Origin of the sequence: Comamonas sp. (genome assembly GCF_036666375.1) — a bacterium.
Lineage (GTDB): Bacteria > Pseudomonadota > Gammaproteobacteria > Burkholderiales > Burkholderiaceae_C > Comamonas.
Genome location: NZ_JAVWWA010000122.1, coordinates 1 through 14,335 on the forward strand (window position 1 = coordinate 1; position 14,335 = coordinate 14,335).

At 67.9% G+C, this 14,335-nt stretch carries 15 protein-coding genes and 1 pseudogene; 4 read left to right on the plus strand and 12 right to left on the minus strand.

What is annotated here, in order from left to right:
* The coding region (locus RR928_RS21480; RefSeq protein ID WP_332539645.1) for a flagellin N-terminal helical domain-containing protein at positions 1–725 on the plus strand (725 nt) is incomplete at its 5' end.
* Here RR928_RS21480 and RR928_RS21485 read toward each other — a convergent pair.
* Positions 722–1,645 carry an alkaline phosphatase D family protein gene (locus RR928_RS21485; RefSeq protein WP_332539646.1) on the minus strand — a complete coding sequence of 308 codons (924 nt, stop codon included), beginning with the start codon at positions 1,643–1,645 and terminating at the stop codon, positions 722–724. The genes RR928_RS21480 and RR928_RS21485 overlap by 4 nt on opposite strands.
* Positions 1,546–1,848, minus strand: a complete 303-nt coding sequence (locus RR928_RS21490) for an alkaline phosphatase D family protein (protein WP_332549434.1) — start codon at positions 1,846–1,848, stop codon at positions 1,546–1,548. Before RR928_RS21490 ends, RR928_RS21485 begins: the two co-directional genes overlap by 100 nt.
* 139 nt (positions 1,849–1,987) lie before the next feature.
* On the opposite strand from RR928_RS21490, the gene RR928_RS21495 reads away from it, so the two are divergent.
* From RR928_RS21495 to RR928_RS21505, 3 genes are all read left to right on the plus strand, one after another.
* A complete protein-coding gene (locus RR928_RS21495) occupies positions 1,988–2,110 on the plus strand; it encodes a hypothetical protein (protein WP_332539649.1) in 123 nt (40 codons plus the stop codon).
* A gap of 56 nt (positions 2,111–2,166) precedes the next feature.
* Positions 2,167–2,493: a plasmid stabilization protein gene (locus tag RR928_RS21500; RefSeq protein WP_332684182.1), complete on the plus strand. Its 327-nt coding sequence runs from the start codon at positions 2,167–2,169 to the stop codon at positions 2,491–2,493.
* A 128-nt stretch (positions 2,494–2,621) separates the two neighbouring features.
* A complete protein-coding gene (locus RR928_RS21505; protein WP_332549433.1) occupies positions 2,622–3,521 on the plus strand; it encodes an MBL fold metallo-hydrolase in 900 nt (299 codons plus the stop codon).
* A gap of 1 nt (position 3,522) precedes the next feature.
* Here RR928_RS21505 and RR928_RS21510 read toward each other — a convergent pair whose 3' ends face one another.
* The 10 genes and pseudogenes from RR928_RS21510 to RR928_RS21555 all read right to left on the minus strand — a co-directional run.
* Positions 3,523–4,350 carry a TlpA family protein disulfide reductase gene (locus RR928_RS21510; protein WP_332539652.1) on the minus strand — a complete coding sequence of 276 codons (828 nt, stop codon included), beginning with the start codon at positions 4,348–4,350 and terminating at the stop codon, positions 3,523–3,525.
* Between the two features lie 16 nt (positions 4,351–4,366).
* On the minus strand, positions 4,367–4,675 hold the full coding sequence (locus tag RR928_RS21515) for a hypothetical protein (RefSeq protein WP_332539653.1): 309 nt from the start codon (positions 4,673–4,675) through the stop codon (positions 4,367–4,369).
* A 119-nt stretch (positions 4,676–4,794) separates the two neighbouring features.
* Positions 4,795–5,775: a c-type cytochrome gene (locus tag RR928_RS21520; protein ID WP_332684185.1), complete on the minus strand. Its 981-nt coding sequence runs from the start codon at positions 5,773–5,775 to the stop codon at positions 4,795–4,797.
* 16 nt (positions 5,776–5,791) lie between these two features.
* Positions 5,792–6,451, minus strand: coding sequence for a c-type cytochrome (locus RR928_RS21525; protein ID WP_332549430.1), 660 nt, complete (start codon positions 6,449–6,451; stop codon positions 5,792–5,794).
* A gap of 132 nt (positions 6,452–6,583) precedes the next feature.
* Positions 6,584–8,092: an ATP-binding protein gene (locus tag RR928_RS21530; protein WP_332539658.1), complete on the minus strand. Its 1,509-nt coding sequence runs from the start codon at positions 8,090–8,092 to the stop codon at positions 6,584–6,586.
* Entirely contained in the window at positions 8,089–8,754 is a 666-nt protein-coding gene (locus RR928_RS21535; RefSeq protein WP_332539659.1) for a response regulator, read from the minus strand. Before RR928_RS21535 ends, RR928_RS21530 begins: the two co-directional genes overlap by 4 nt.
* 79 nt (positions 8,755–8,833) lie before the next feature.
* Positions 8,834–12,013, minus strand: a complete 3,180-nt coding sequence (locus RR928_RS21540) for a tetrathionate reductase subunit A (RefSeq protein WP_332539660.1) — start codon at positions 12,011–12,013, stop codon at positions 8,834–8,836.
* 18 nt (positions 12,014–12,031) lie between these two features.
* A complete protein-coding gene (gene nrfD / locus RR928_RS21545; RefSeq protein WP_332549428.1) occupies positions 12,032–13,075 on the minus strand; it encodes an NrfD/PsrC family molybdoenzyme membrane anchor subunit in 1,044 nt (347 codons plus the stop codon).
* 15 nt (positions 13,076–13,090) lie between these two features.
* Positions 13,091–13,873: a sulfate reduction electron transfer complex DsrMKJOP subunit DsrO gene (gene dsrO / locus RR928_RS21550; protein ID WP_332539662.1), complete on the minus strand. Its 783-nt coding sequence runs from the start codon at positions 13,871–13,873 to the stop codon at positions 13,091–13,093.
* A 249-nt stretch (positions 13,874–14,122) separates the two neighbouring features.
* Positions 14,123–14,335, minus strand: a pseudogene (locus tag RR928_RS21555) (hypothetical protein); the annotation flags it as partial.

The following is a 14,335-nucleotide window of genomic DNA, read 5'->3' on the forward strand; positions in this document are numbered from 1 at the left end:
GCATGGGACTCGCAATCGTCAACAACTCGGCCAGCTTGAATGCACAACGCAATCTGCAAACGACACAGGAGATGCTGGGCCTTTCCATCTCGCGCCTGTCTGCGGGCTTGCGTGTCAATACCGCCCAGAACGATGCAGCCGGTCTGGGTATTGCCGAGCGGCTGCGGGCTCAAGCCAGCGGCTTGAGCGACTCCCTGAAAAATGCCAACAACGAAATCAAAGAGGTGCAGACCCGGGATACCGAACTCAATGAGGTCTCTCAGCTGCTCAATCGCATGCTGGAACTGCGCACTCAATCCGACAGCGGAAATTTGAATGCACAAGAGAGCGAGGCGCTGGCAAAAGAGTTCGAGGCAAACAACAACGAGATCAACCGCATCGCGGACGGCAACAATCTGCTGGCCTATCGCCCCGACTACACGGCTGCGATGGGAACGCGTGATGGCTCCCTCCAATCGGCCGAAGACATCCGCAAGGCCATGAACATGGTGACCGGAATACGTTCGGATCTGGGCGCCCGGCAAAGTGCCATGCAGGAGTCGATAGGCAGCCTGCAATCAAGCGGCGCCAACCCTTCGACCAGCCGTCCCCGCATCGACGATGCCGGCGATGCAGCAGAGACGGCCCAATGGACGCGTGCACAGATGCTGCAGCAGGCCGGCGTAGCCGTGCTCAGCCAGGCCAATGCAATGCCCCAACTGGTCGCGGCACTGTTGCGCGGTTAGACGCTGCGCGCTTTCACGGCGACGGCCTTTGGCTGAAATCCGGGAGCACATCGCGCGCCTGTCGTCGCCGCCTCCATAGGGGTGGCCGCGCCCAGGGTGTAGTCGAGCAGGTTGACGGACAGCGCGACGGTGCCGGCGCCCGGCACGGGCAGGCTCAAGGGGTAATGGACCAGCGTTGCCAGACTCTGCGAAAGCGAGCCCACCGCATCCTTGAGGTAGTTGAAGAAAGAGTCGGAACTGACGCCTGCGGTCACGAGGTCGACCATGACCGGGTTGCCGCCATCGAGCGCGCTGTAGTCGTCGCGCACTTCGCCCGCAAAGAAGGCGTGGATGTCGCCCGTGAGGGCCATCACGTTGCGTATGCCGTGGTCCTGGAGATGCTGCATCAAGGCCTTGCGCTCGGCGTTGTAGCCGTCCCATTGGTCGGCGTTGAGCAGCAAGCGCGTGAAGAACGGGGCCAGCGCCTGGGCCATTCCGGCATCCGCGACAAAGCGGGATTTCTGCCGGTTGGCAATGACGTCGGCGCGTATGAAGCCAAACGCAATGGTCTGGGCCGCGGCCGCCCCCTGGGCCGCAATCCCGGCGCCTGCCGCAGCCTGCGCTGACCAGGCGCGCTGGGTGTTGCCAAGGATGGAGACCGGCGTCAGCGGATGGGAGCCTGCGGCCTGGGCCGCGGCCATCTTCTGCGCTTGCGTGTCATACAGCAGCGTTTCGGGCACCATGTAGCCGCTGCCCATGCTGCCCAGCGCCTGTCCGGTCGCGGGGTGGGGCGCGGCCTCGGCAATGATGTGGTCGCTGCGGTACAGGCGCTCGTCGGTCATCACCAGATGGGCCAGTGTGCCGAACTGCAGCTCGCGGTAGATGCGCACGTTCTGGATGCCGGCCGTGGCGTCGGCGGTGAAGTAGATGTCGGCGGGCATGAATTCATGCCAGGCCTAGTTGGCGCTGCGCCGGCGCCGGGGTTGATGCACATTGTCGCCGACGCCGTTGGCGAAGCTGCCGTTGCCGTAGGTTTCGCTATCGGCCCGCAGTCGTCGCTGAATTCGTGGTCGTCCCAGATGGCGACCAGCGCGAAGCGTTCGTGCACGGCCTGCAGGCGCGCATCGGTACGGTATTTCTGCATGGCCCAGAGGCTTGCCTGCGCCTGCGGATAGGGGGGCGGGCCAATCGAGCAGCGGCATCTTGCAGATTGATGGCAGGTTCCCGGCCTACTCGGCGCCAGGAGAAATCTTGGTACAACAGGCGTTCAAGGAGAACCGCCCATGTCAATGATTCACAAGGATCCGCGCAAGGAAGAAGAGCCTTCGCCCGAACCCATAGATCCGCCCACCGACGCGCCGCCGCTGGAAGCGCCGCAGGACCCGGGCAACGAGCCCAACATCTAAACCGCAGCAGGCCACCGGAGCGCGGATCGCCTTGCGCCTGGTGGAAGGAGAACGTGATGCCACGAGGTGACAAATCCGCCTATACCGACAAGCAAAAGCGCCAGGCCCAGCATATCGAGGAGAGTTATGAGGAGCGCGGCGCAAGCCCTGAAGAGGCCCAGAAGCGCGCCTGGGCGACGGTCAACAAGGAGACTGGCGGCGGCAAGAAGTCGGGCGCGGGGCGCGGCCAGCCGGTGGATCGTTCGGCGGCGCGCAAGGGCGGCAGGCTAGGCGGCGCGGCGTCCGCGGCGCGCACGCCCGAGCAGCGTTCGGCGTCGGCGAAGAAGGCCGCGGCGACGCGCAAGCGCAACGCCGAAGCGAAAAAAGCCGGCGCTGCGGCCTGAAATCTTGCCGCGCAATAGGCGCCCGCGCCGCGCGTGCAGGCGTTTTGCCGCCCGCTCCAATATGCTGAGACAATCCTCAGTTCGGCACCATGGACTTGTCCATGGCGCGCAGGTTGCAGGAGCATCGGATGGGCGCAGGACGCATGCAGATTGAATCTTTCCATGACACGGTCACGGGTACGGTGACCCATGTGGTCGCCGACGCAGCTACAGGCATGGCCGCAGTCATTGACCCGGTGCTGGATTTCGAACCGCAGTCGGGCACGCTGACCAGCGCCGGTGCCGACCGGGTGATAGATCTCGTGCGTTCGCGCGGCTGGCAACTCCAATGGATACTGGAAACCCATGCGCATGCCGACCATCTGTCGGCGGCCCAGCATGTGCGCCATGCCTTGGGCGGCAAGGTGGCGATAGGCGCACGCATACGCGAAGTGCAGCAGATGTTTCGCAGCGTCTTTCATTTCGAGCGCAGCTTCCTGCCCGACGGCAGTCAGTTCGATCATCTGTTCGAGGACGGCGAGCGCTTTCACATCGGCGAACTCGAAGTCACGGCGCTGTGGGTGCCTGGCCATACGCCCGCCGACATGGCCTACCGCGTGCAGGACGCGGTGTTCGTGGGCGACACGCTGTTCATGCCCGATGTGGGCACGGCGCGCGCGGATTTCCCCGGTGGCGACGCGGCGACTCTCTACCTGTCGATACAGCGCCTGCTTGCGCTGCCGGCCGACTCGCGGCTGCATGTGTGCCACGACTACCCGCCGCCCGAACGTGCCGCGGCCTGGGTCAGCACGGTGGGCGAGCAGCGCCGCGGCAATATCCATGTGCGCGACGGCATCACGCAGGACGCGTTCGTGCAGATGCGCAGCGCGCGCGACGCGACGCTGTCCATGCCCACGCTGATCCTGCCGTCCGTGCAGGTGAACGTGCGCGCGGGCAAGCTGCCTCCCGCCGAGGAAGACGGCCGCGCCTATATCCAGGTGCCGATCAACGCATTTTTCAACAACGGCGCCTTGCCGCCAGGTCTGTGAGTCAGGGCGCGGCCGGGGCAATGCGCTGCAGATGCTGGCCCAGCGAGCCGGCCGAGACCTCGCCCGTGCGCAGATCGGCCAGCTGGCCCTGGGCGTTGTAGAACAAGGTGGTGGGCAGGCTGCTGCGTCCCAGCATCTGACCCAGGCGGCCCTGGATGTCGAGCAATACGGCGTCGGCCGGCAGGCCGTGCTGGGCCGAAAAACGCTGCACGACTTCGGGTGACTCGCCCTGGTTGATCCACAGAAAGCGGATCGCGGGGTTGTCGCGCTGGGCCTGCAGCAGCACCGGCATTTCACGCCGGCAGGGCGGGCACCAGCTGGCCCAGAGATTGATGACCACGGGCGTGCCGGTCAATGCGGGCAGATCTACGCTGCGCGCATCAAGCGCCACGGCGCTGAATTGCGGCAATTGCGCGGGCGGCGCGGCGAAGGCGCGCGCTACTGCATGGGCGCCCAGCCACAGCGCGCAGAACAGGCCCAGACCCCAGAGCAGCGGCCGGCCCGCGGGCTGGCCGCGCCAGGCGAGTACCAATCCATAGACCACGGCGACCAGCAGGCCGGTCCAGGGATACCAGCCGTCGTCGCGGATATCCAGAATGCCCAGCAGGCCGGACGCGCTGCCCGCATAGCCGTCCCAGTGCGCGGCGACAAAGCCTGCGCGCGCTGCGGCCCAGCCCGCCAGGGGCAGCAGCCAGCCATGCAGGCCCAGCGTCTGTCCCAGGCGCCGCACGCGGCGTTCGGCAACGAAGCTGCCCGCCTGCCAGGCGATGAGCAGCACCAGCCAGGACACAGGCAGGACCAGCGGTCCGAGTTGCAGGGTCTGGTCCATTTGCGCAGTCCTGGCGTCAGGAGCGGATGTAGACCCAGCCCGCGGCCTGCAGCGCGGCGATCTCCAGCACGGCCGGCACCGCCAGCACCTGCAGTGGAGCGTGGGGAGCGCGCTGCAGGTGCATCAGCGTGTTGGGGCACAGCGAAGTATGCGCATCGGCCTGGGCGTGGGGAATGTCAAGCGCGGCGGCGACGGCCTGGGCATTGGCGATGATGCGCACGCGCACGCCGGGGTTGGCTTCCTGGGCGTTCATGAGGCTGTTGCGCGCGCGCGCCAGGGATTCGAGCGTGGGAGCGTGCAACAGGATGGGAGGCAGTTCGGTCATGGCCGGTTTCCAATGGAGAGATGAAATGGTGCGCAGCGCGGGGCGCGGCGCGGTTTGCTGGCATTGTGCGGGCGAAGGCCGCGGCGCGCAGCGCCGCCCTCCAATGCCCGACGGTGCTCTTACAGGCCCTTGCCCAGCAGCTTGCCGTTGACTTCCACGCCGTAGTTGGAATACGGCGAGTCGTGAAACTGCTTGCGCGTCTGGGCCACGTCGCCCGTGAAGCGCGGGTCCTGCGGGCGCTCGAAGCTGTTGATGAACGTCGCCACGTCCCAGGCCTGCTGGTCGCTGAGCACGTTGTGCAGCCCGTAAGGCATGTTGGACTGGATGAAACCGGCCGCCTTGTCGATCTCGTGCATGCCCGCGCCCCAGTTGTAGGAGTCCTGGCCCCACAGCGCAGGGAATACGGTGACGCCGCCGCTTTTCTGGCCCTGGCCCTGTTCGCCATGGCACAGCGCGCAGTTGGCGGCATAGACTTTCTGGCCGGCGTCGAAAGTGGGCGCCTGCGCGGGCTTGGCCACCTTGACGAAGCCGGCGCCGGGCAGCTTTTCGCCCAGCGGCGCCTTGCTGGCCATCCAGTACGCGTAGGCCTCGATGGCCACCAGCAGGTCATGACCGTCGGCCGGCGCCTTGCCGTTCATGCTGTACATGAAGCAGCCGCGCACGCGTTCGGCAAAGGTGTCGACATGGTCGGTCTTCTTGCGGTACGCGGGATACATGGGGTAGGCGCCCCACATGGGCGCGGCATTCTTGAGCCGGCCGGCGTCGACGTGGCAGTTGGTGCAACTCAGCGAGTTGCCCGAGAAACCGACGGCGTTCTCGGGCGTGCGCGTGAAGATGGCTTCGCCGCGCTGTATCCATTCTCCCATCTTGGAGTCGGGAATGTCGCGCGCTGCGGGCGGGCTGAAGACGGTGGGCTGCAGCGCGAGGGTGGGCGCCGGCGTCGCGGCGGCGGCAGGCATGGGCGCGGGCTTGTCGGGCCGGCTGTAGATGATGCCGCCCACGGCAAGCACCAGCGGCAGCGCGGCGATGCCCAGGACAAGAATGGCGCCGGCGTTGCCGGATTCGGAAGCGGTGGTGGAGTCGGGGGAGTGCGTGGTCATATGCGTATGGCCTCGATCAGTGGGAACCGGAGTGCAGCTGCTGGTAGTAGGCGGCCGCATCCTCGATGTCCTTGGCGGTCAGTTTCTGGGCGATCGCGCCCATCAGTCCCAGCGGGCCGGCATCGCGGCTTTGGTTCTTCCAGGCATCGACCTGGCTCTGCATGTAGCTTGCGCTGAGATGGCCTATGGCCGGGAAGTCCTGGCCCACGCCTGCTCCGCCGGGGCCGTGGCATTTGGCGCAGGCCGGAATGCCGTCGGCCCAGCGGCCGCGCTCGACCAGCCAGGCGCCGTCGCTGCTCTTGGCGGTGGGCAGTGCGCCTTGCTTTGGCTTCACCGGCAGCGCGAGGCGCGCATAGTAGGCGGCCACATCGGCTTTTTCGCTGGCTGTCAGTGCCTTGGCCAGAGGACCCATGATCGGCGACTTGCGCTGGTTTGCGGCCATGGCCTCGAGCTGGCGCTGCAGATAGCCTGCGGGCTGGCCGGCGAGCGGCGGAAAGTTGGCGCCGCCTTCGCCCTGGCTGCCGTGGCAGCTGACGCAGGCGGCAGCGCCTTGCGCGCCGCCCTGGGCCGCGATTTTCGCGCCCGCGTCGGCGTCGGCGGCGAGAGCGGGTGCGTGCAGCGCGCACAGAACGGCAAGGCCGAGGATGCCTTGGAGGGGGGCCTTGAATACAGGCATAGGGTCGCGAGAGTTGGTGCCCGGCCATGCGCGGCGCATCGGCAAGCGCCGTGGCAGGCGGGGCGGGTGTGGTTCAAAACGGCGCGCCTGCGCGCGGCAGGCTGCTAAACCCCCGAATCTAAAGAGCCCAGATTAAGACTTTGTTAACAGTGCCGCTGCCGTCAAGGTCAGTGCGTCCGGCGCGCGTGCATCGGCGGCCAGGCGCAGCGGCAGGCGCAGTTCGGCCACGAGACCCGGTGCCTGTGCCGTGCCGGGCAGCAGGCGCAGGCAGCCGCCCGCGCTTTCGGCGATGCGCTGCACGATGGTCAGGCCCAGGCCGCTGCCGTGCAGCGCCGATGACTTGCGCCAGAAGCGCTGGGTCGCGAGCGCGCATTCCTCGGCCGTCATTCCCTGGCCCTGGTCCGCGATGCGCACCAGCAGGTGCGGCGGCCCGGTGTCGTCTCGCAGGCCCGTCGTCGTCAGCGCCAGTCGCGCGCTCACGGGCGCCGCGCCCTGGTGGTGGCGCAAGGCGTTGTCCGTGAGATTGGTGATGGCGCAGGTCAGCAGCGCGGGTGCGAGCGCCACTTCGAGCTGCTCCCAGCGCCAGGCCCCCGGGTCGGCAATGGCAGTCTCGATCGCGGGCGGCACGGCGCTGCCCGCGGTCAGCAGCGCCTGCTGGCGCGACTGGGCACAGGCCTGCTCGAATGCCTGGACCAGGGCCGCGCCCCGGGTGCTGCAGTCTTGCTGCTGCGCGCCGGTTTCCACGCGTGCGAGCAGCAGCAGATGCTCCAGCGTCTCGTGCATGTGGCTGATGCCCTGGTCCGCCTGCTGCAGTGCGGACATGGCCTGGGGCGGCGGCGTGCCCGTGCGTTCCATCACCAGTTGCGCCACCTGCACATGGGTCTTGATCGCGGTCAGCGGCGTGCGCAGTTCATGGGCGGCGTCGGCGGTCCAGCGGCGTTCGCGTTCTATGGCGGCGTTCATGCGGCCCAGCAGATCGTTGAGGCTCAGCACCAGCGGCGCGAGCTCGACCACGTCCTGGCCGGCCTGCACGGGACTGGAGTCGCGCGGCGGGCGCCGGCTCAGCTCCTGCTGCAGGCGCTGCAACGGCTTGAGTCCCAGGCTCCAGCACCACCAGGTCAGCAGCAGGATGCCGGCCAGGGCCACGAGAAAAGGCAGGATCAGCGTATAGGCAAAGGACTGCACCAGGTGTTCGCGCACGTCGATGCGGTCGGCCGTGGCAATGCGTATGCCGTTCTCTTCGAGCACATAGGTGCGCCAGTCCTTGCCGCCCTTGTGGATGTGGCCGAAGCCGGCCGCGTTCAGATCGCTGAAACCGGGGCTGTTGGCGGTCTGGGCAATGGGGTGGATGTCGACTTCGCTGCGCACCAGGCTGACCTCGCAGGCCACGCCGTCGCGCGCGATCACGGACAGGATGTCGGCCGCCGGTGCCCGCTCGCTTGCGGCGTGCTCCACGGGCTGCAGTTGCTGCACCACGCCGGCGACCATGCGCGTCGAGGCGATCAGGCGGTCGTCGAGCATGCTGTGCAGTTCCTGGCGCATGCTGGTGAACATCCATGCGGCGACGCTGCTCCACAGCGCGCACATGGTCAGGCAAACGCCCAGTACCAGGCGCAGGCGCAGGCTTGCGGCTTTGTTCATGCCGCGCGCGCGCTCAGGCGAAAGCCCAGGCCGCGCACGGTTTCAATGACTTCCTGGCCCAGCTTCCTGCGCAGATGGTGCACATGCACGTTGACGGTGTTGCTGCCCACGTCAAGATCACTGCCATAGAGGCTGTCGTGCAGCTGCGCGGCCGACAGCACGCGGCCGTTGGCCTGGACCAGCGCCGACAGCAGCGCCCATTCGCGCCGCGCCAGTTCCACGGGCTGGCCCTGGCGCGTGACCTGGGCGCAAGCCATGTCGATCGCGAAGCTGCCGAAGTCGAGCCGGTCGCTGGCGCGCCCTCCCGCGCGGCGCAGCAGCGCATGCAGGCGCAGCACCAGCTCTGTCAGATCGAAAGGCTTGGTCAGGTAGTCGTCGGTGCCGGTCTGGAAGCCCGCGACCTTGTCCTCGATGCGGTCGCGCGCGCTCAGGATGAGAACCGGCAGATGCCGCGCCGCGGCACGCCACTGGCCCAGCAGCCGCAGGCCGTCGCCGTCGGGCAGGCCCAGGTCGAGAATGCAGGCGTCGAAATGGCTGGCCGCGACATGGCAGCGGGCCTGGGCCACGTTTGCGGCAATGTCGGCGGTGAAGCCGTGCAGCTCCAGGCCGGTCCTGATGCCGCTGGCGACCAGCGCGCTGTCTTCCACAATCAATATATGCATGGCTGCCCAGAAAGAAAATCCGCCGCCATGGTGCACCGATCCGCGGAAAAAGGAGCGCGCTGCGGTATGTCGGCGTGTTTCAGACGCCCAGTCGCACCACTCTGACCGGCAGTCCCTGGCGCACCACCGCACCCGAGACCCAGTCGATCCAGACGTTGTCGGCCGCCGGCCGCGTGGGGTCGACAAAGCCCAGGCGGTTGAGGTTGATGCCATTGCCATGCGCCGGGTTCGCGGGCGTGGCCTGGCCGTCGATGCGGTGGGAGACGGCGCCCAGCTGGGTGTGGCCGTAGCCATGCTCTATGGCCACGGCGCCGGGCGCCACGCCGGCGCGCACCATGGCCACGCCTTGCAGCCGCCCGCCCGGGGTCTGCAGTTCCACGCGGTCGCCGTTGGCTATGCCCAGCCGCGCCGCGTCGTCCTGATTCAGCGCCACCGGGTTGTGCGGGTGCACCTGGCGCAGGCGCGCCGCGCCTATCGACATCGAGCTCATCAGATTGGACTTGTACGAGCACAGCGACAGCGGCCAGTCCTGTTCGGGAAAATGCGCGCGCATGGCCGTGCCGTCGGCCAGGCGCGTCGGGTACCAGGTGGGGCAGCCGCTGTAGCGCTCGCCCGTCATCGAGTGGCGCATGCGCGCCAGGCCTTCGCTCCAGATCTGCAGCGCGGGCCTGTGGGCGGCCTTGATCTGCCCGTCCTTCCAGGCGTTCTCTAACCGGTCGAAACGCCCGCCGCGCGTCAGGACCATGGCCACGCGCCGCACTTCCTCGGGTGCCAGGCGCGGGGTGATCAGCGGCATCAGCGCGTCCAGGCCGGTGATCGCGATATCGTCGTCCGAAGCTTCGGCCACGGGCTGGCCCGCCTGCCAGGCGATGTTGGCGATGCCGCGCAGGTAGAAGTCCTCGGCGCATTCGAGATCGACGGGCTGGCCGTCCTTGGTCGACATGCCGCCGGGGCCGAAGCCCGGCAGGGCCAGCGTCCTGGCGATCGCGAACAGCAGGCTTTCCAGATTGACGGGACTGCCTTCGGCGGTGCGCGCCACGGCGGGCGTGACCACGGGCCAGCGCACGGTGCTCGACTTGGCCACCACATCGGCCCAGGGCGCGCCCACGCCCCAGCTTTCATAGGTGATGGTGTCGGGCACGATGTAGTCGGCCAGCGCCGAGGTTTCGTTGATGAACGGGTCGACCGAAATGAACAGCGGCAGCTTCTTCGGGTCCTTGAGCTGGGCGGCCAGCGCGTTCTCGAAACCGCAGACTCCGTACACCGGGTTGCTCATGTGGTTGATCCAGGCCTTGGCGCGATACGGATAGCCGAGCAGGCCGCCGGCCAGCATTTCGCTGCTCATGCCGCCGGGTGCGGGGTACCAGGGCGCGCGCGCCGGATAGGGGTTCTCGCCCGCGGCCTTCTTGCGCGCGAACTCGCTGCTGCGCTCATATGGAAAGCGCGTGCGCGACAGCGCCACGCCCTTGGGCGTGACCTTGCCCGCGAACTGCGCGAAGTTGTAGCGCGGGCCCGCGCCAAACGGCCCGAACGGTCCGGCGTCCAGCACCCAGCCGCCCTTGACGTTGAGGTTGCCGACCAGGTGGTTGAGCATGGCAATCGCATAGGCGGTGTAGAAGCCCGCGCCGTTCATGGTGCCGCCATGGGCGTTGGCCACGGCCTGCTTGCCGTGGCTGGTGAACTCGCGCGCCAGGGCTTCGATCTCCTCTGCCGGCACGCCGCACTCGGCGGCGTATTGCGCCAGCGTCATGCGCCGCGCTTCCTCGCGCAGCGCGAACAGCGCGCTGCGCACCGGCAGTTCGGCCGGGGCCGGAGCTGCAGGCGTTGCCACGGGCGCGATGCCGCGCTCCACCCACAGCTGCGCGGGCTGATCCGTGGTGTGGGGCGCCAGGCTGCCGTCGGCCAGCTGCACCACATAGACATCTTCTGCCGTGTCGCTGCCTTCCGCGGGCGCAGGCAGCGCCCAGCCCAGGTCGGCGCCGCGCAGGAAATGGCCGTGGCGCGGGTGGTCGGGAGCGTGGATCAGCAGGTGCGTGGCATTGCTCCACGCGGCTTCGCCGGCGCTGCGCATAGCCGCCGGGCCGGGCTGGCTGAGAAAACGTTCGTCATAGCGCCCGTTGTCGAGCATCCAGCGGATCATGCCCATGGCCAGCGCCAGATCGGAGCCGGGCTTGACGGCCAGCCAGCGGTTGTTGTCGCCGCTCGCCTGGCTCGATGAAGACGGCAGCAGCGGCGACACCACGACGTAGCGGTAGGTGTTCTCGGGCCGCGAACGCGCTTCGGCCAGTTCGCGCCCCTGGCGCTGGAACGGGTTGCCGGACTGGGCTGGCGCCGCGCCTATGAACAGGCCGAAGCGCGAGTTCGTCCAGTCGGGCTTGCCGTGCGGCATGCCCGACAGATCGCCCAGCGCCGCGCCCGTGCCCACGCGGTAGCTCTGGCCGCAGTAGGCGCCGTGGTTGCTGAAGTTGACGGTGCCGAACGACTGCTGGGCGAAGCGGCGTATCAGCGGCGTGCGGCCTTCGTTGCTGGCGTCGGTGAACAGCAGCTGGTTGGACCTGGGGCCGTATTCGGGGTTGTCTGCATCGATCAAGGTTTCGGTGTCGCGTATCGCGCGCAAACCGTCGACCGCGCCTTCGCCGAACAGGTCACCGCCTTCGCAGATTTCCGTGATCAGCTGCTCGAATGAAATCGTCTGCCACTGGCCGCCGCCGCGTGGGCCCACGCGCTTGAGCGGAGCGAGCACGCGGTGCGGGCTCTTCTGGTGCTCGAGCATGGCCGAGCCGCGCGCGCAGGCGCTGGCCCGGCCTTCGAGGCCATTGTCGCCGCCGAGCTGGGCATAGACTTCGCGCACCGGCGTTTCCATGGGCGCAGGGCGGGTCGTGGCCAGCGGGTGGTAGGGGTTGCCGGCAACGCGCAGGATCTGGTTGTGGGCCGTGTCCACGCGCACCCGCACCCCGCATTGGGTCCAGCAGCCCAGGCAGCTCGAAGGGCTCACGGTCTGGCCGGGCTGCGTCTGCAGCAGACCCGTGGCCGGGTCGATGCGAAATTCGGGCAGCAGCGAATTGCCGCGCGTGGCGCTGGCCGTGGCCACGCCCGAGCTGCCGGTGATCAGGCCCTTGCCGGCCTTGACCAGGGTTTCGCCATAGCCGGCCGCAAAGGCAGCCATGCCGCCCGCGGCCAGGCCCGTGCGCAGCAGCGTGCGGCGCTGCGCGTCCGGAGTGGTTTCGGGTGTGGAAGAGGGGGAATGCTTGTCGTTCATGGGAAATCTTGTGAGGTATCAGTTCGCGGCAGAAGCGGCAGGAGTGGCGCGCGCGGGAAAGCGCTCCAGCGCCCACAGCGCGAGCGTGGCCAGCGCCAGGCACAGGCCGAAGACGCCCAGCATGCCCATCAGGCCGTCGCCGCCCAGCGGCATGCGGTAGACGTAAAGCCCGGCGCCGTACTTGGGCACGCCTTGCACGCCCATGAACAGTGCCCAGCGAAAGCCCCAGGCCGCGGCCGCGACCGTCAGGCCCAGCGCCAGGGTGCGCGCCGTAGACGCTGCCCAGCGCCGCGGCTGGCACCACAGCAGCAGCACCGCGGCACCCAGCAGCACCGACAGCCACAGGCTCGCGCGCCAGACCGGGAAGTCCGCATAGAGGCGGGCAGCGGCATGAAACGAGGGCGTGTCGAAAGCCAGTCCTGTTGCCGCCCAGATGCAGGCCACGGCCAGCAGCGCTGCGCTCAGGCCCAGGCCCAGCCGCGCGAGCCAGGCGCGCACCTGGGCATCGCGGCCCGCGGGCAGCCAGCAGCTCGCGACCAGCAGCGCGCCCACGGCCGCCAGCCAGGCCGTGAGCGCCAGGTTCACCGGCACCCAGGGGTTGTTCCACAGCGGCCTGGCCTTGACCACGCTGATTTCAGCGCCCGTGTAGACCACGATGCTCAGCGCCGACAACAGCAGCGCCGCGCCCAGTGCGCGCATCCAGCCGGTGCGACCCAGCCACCAGGCCGCGCACATCGCGAGCGACAGCGCGACGAACGGCGGCAGCAGCAGCGCGCCCAGGGACATCCATGACCAGGGCGTGAAGTGGGCGTAGAAATGCCAGAAGCGCGCGGGCTGGTGCAGGTCGGCCAGCAGCGAGACGGGCGCGGCCAGGGCCGTGATGGCCAGCACCAGCATCGACAGCGGCAAGGCCTTGGCGGCCGGCCGGTGCGCGCGCGACCAGGCGCCCCAAACCGCCAGCAGCGCGGTGCCGGTGGCAATGCCCACCAGGAAGAAATACTGCACGGCCCAGGGCAGCCAGGCGGCTTCATAGGCCGGGGTCAACAATTCAATGATCTGCATGAATGTGCTACCTCGTCAGTGGGGATCGGCGAGCAGGCGCACGCTGGATTGGCCGTCGACGCCGTCGACAAAGGCATCGGGCAGGCCGATGTAGAACACATGGGGCGCGGTCTTGAGGCCGGGCTTGAGCACCTTGATCTGCTCCTTGCTGGCTGCCATGCGCTGGTTGATCTCGCTGTCGGCCTGGTTCAGGTCGCCGATCACGCGCGCGCCGCCCACGCAGCTTTCGACGCAGGCCGGCAGCAGCCCGGCCTCGAGCCGGTGCTCGCAGAACGTGCACTTGTCCGCGGTCTGCGTTTCGTGGTTGATGAAGCGCGCGTCATAGGGACAGGCCTGCACGCAGTAGCCGCAGCCCACGCAGCGTTCGTTGTCGACCAGCACGATGCCGTCGGTGCGCTGGAACGTGGCCTGCACCGGGCATACCGGCACGCAGGGTGGGTTGTCGCAGTGGTTGCACAGCCGCGGCAGGCTGACCATGGCGGGTGCGGCCATGCCCGGGGCGCTGACTTCGTACTGCAGCACCGTGGTGCGGAACTGGCCTATGGGCGGCAGGTTCTCCATCGAGCAGCTCACGGTGCAGGCCTGGCAGCCTATGCACTTGCGCATGTCGACCAGCATGCCGTAGCGTTTGCCTTGCGCGCCGGGCCGGCGTGCGGGCTGACCGGGTGCTTGCGCGGCTGCGGGCGGGCTGCCCGCGGCCAGGCCAAAGGTCGTGGCCAGTGCGACCAGTTCCTGCAGGAAAGTGCGTTTGCTGTGGGGCGGGGCCGGCGTTGCCGTGGCCCCATTTCTGTCTGCCATGTTGAGAATTCCTCGATTGCTTTCGAGGGATTCTCATTTCAGCGCGTTGCGCGCTGATTGATCTGCATCAATACACTAAGTTATTGATTTTGTTAGGTTTTTTGTAAAACCTTTGATTGTCTTCGGGCCGGATTAAGGCTTTGTTAAAAAGCACCGCAGCCGCGGTTCTGGCGTGATATCGGGGCGTTCATCCTGCGCCCGGTGCAGGATGAACGCTGAAGAAAGCGGGCTTTCTTCAGGACACTTCGGTCAGATCTTGCGACTGAACTCGTCGGCTCCGACCTGCACCAGCGTCTTCTTTCCCTTTCCGGGCGTGGCCGTGGCGCGCGCCGTGCGCTTGGCCGTGGTCCGGTCTTCGGTCATGGTCGCGACTTCTTCCTGGGTCACGGTTTTCACCGCGGCCTTGGCAGGCGTTTTTGCCGCTGTCTTGGCGGCTGTCTTTGCCGGTGCCTTGGCCGCAGG